This window comes from Rhizobium sp. P1_E1, from assembly GCF_056406015.1.
On the sequence record NZ_JBFUAY010000499.1, the window covers coordinates 1 to 1,356 of the forward strand.

Below are 1,356 nucleotides of genomic sequence, written 5' to 3' on the forward strand. Positions count from 1 at the left end.
GGCGATGCCGAAACGGGCCGAGTTGAGGCAGGTAAACGGTCCCTTGAGGCCGGTGACACCAGGCAGAAGGTTTTCCTCAGGCACGAAGACCCCGTCCATCACTACTTCGCCGGTGATCGAGGCGCGCAGTCCCACCTTGCCGTGGATGGGGGGAGCCGAAAGCCCTTTCCAGCCCTTTTCGAGGATGAAGCCGCGGATGAGGCCATCCTCGGTCTTTGCCCAGACGACGAAGACATCGGAGATCGGCGCGTTGGAGATCCAGGTCTTCGAGCCGGTGAGGCTGTAGCCGCCGTCGACCTTCTTGGCGCGCGTCGCCATCGAGCCGGGGTCGGAGCCGTGATCCGGTTCGGTCAGGCCGAAGCAGCCGATCCATTCACCGGTGGCGAGTTTCGGCAGGTATTTCAGCTTCTGCGCCTCGGAGCCGAAGGTTTCGATCGGCACCATGACCAGCGAGGACTGGACGCTCATCATCGAGCGGTAACCGCTGTCGACCCGTTCGACCTCGCGGGCGATCAGGCCRTAGGCGACGTAACCGAGGCCGGCGCCGCCATAATCCGGCGAGATCGTCGGGCCGAGCAGGCCGAGTTCGCCCATTTCGCGGAAGATCTCGGGATCGGTCTTTTCATTGCGGAAGGCGTCGAGAACACGGGGAGCAAGCTTTTCCTGCGCATAGGCATGGGCGGTGTCCTGCACCATGCGCTCTTCGCTGGTCAGCTGCTCCACCAGCCGGAACGGATCGGCCCAGTCGAAAACTTCGCGCGTATGCTGCATGGCCGCGTCTCCTCATCCCGGTTCTGGCTTGCCTCGCTTAATTTGGCCATAGACCCGCCAGCCGACCGCGTCAACAGAAGGCGGCAGTCTCGAAAAGACCGGCCGCGCCATCTTTTCAAAAGCGTCGGCATGATCCACTTTGCCCGCGATCGATTCTGGAACGAGGAGGCGGAAATGTCGTCAAGCGATCTGTTCGTATCGGCCGAAGGCGCCGAATGGGTCAATCCCGAACCCGGCGTCGTCAGGCGCATCATGACCTATCTGCCTGAGATGATGATGGTGGAAGTGGCTTTCGAAAGCGGCGCCGTAGGTGCGGCCCATTCGCATCCGCATATCCAGGCCAGCTACGTCGCCGAAGGCAGTTTCGAAGTGACGATCGATGGTCGAACCGAGGTGCTCAAGCAGGGCGGCAGCTTCATCGTGCCCCCCAATCTGATCCATGGCGTCAAGGCGCTGGAAAAGGGCCGGCTGATCGATGCATTCACACCGCACCGGGCCGAATTCCTGAAATAGCGAGCATGATGCTGAAAACTGTGAGCGGTTTTCGGACGACATCATGCTCTAATTAAACATCCGCTCTTGTCC

The 1,356-nt window shown here is 61.1% G+C and carries 2 protein-coding genes; one reads left to right on the forward strand and one right to left on the reverse strand.

Annotated elements, in window-relative coordinates; all coding sequences use genetic code 11:
* On the reverse strand, positions 1 to 771 hold a 771-nt coding region (locus AC1D1Z_RS37465), incomplete at its 3' end, for an acyl-CoA dehydrogenase family protein (protein ID WP_477853887.1).
* A gap of 174 nt (positions 772 to 945) precedes the next feature.
* On the opposite strand from AC1D1Z_RS37465, the gene AC1D1Z_RS37470 reads away from it, so the two are divergent.
* Entirely contained in the window at positions 946 to 1,284 is a 339-nt protein-coding gene (locus tag AC1D1Z_RS37470) for a cupin domain-containing protein (protein ID WP_024319997.1), read from the forward strand.
* Positions 1,285 to 1,356: the final 72 nt, after the last annotated feature.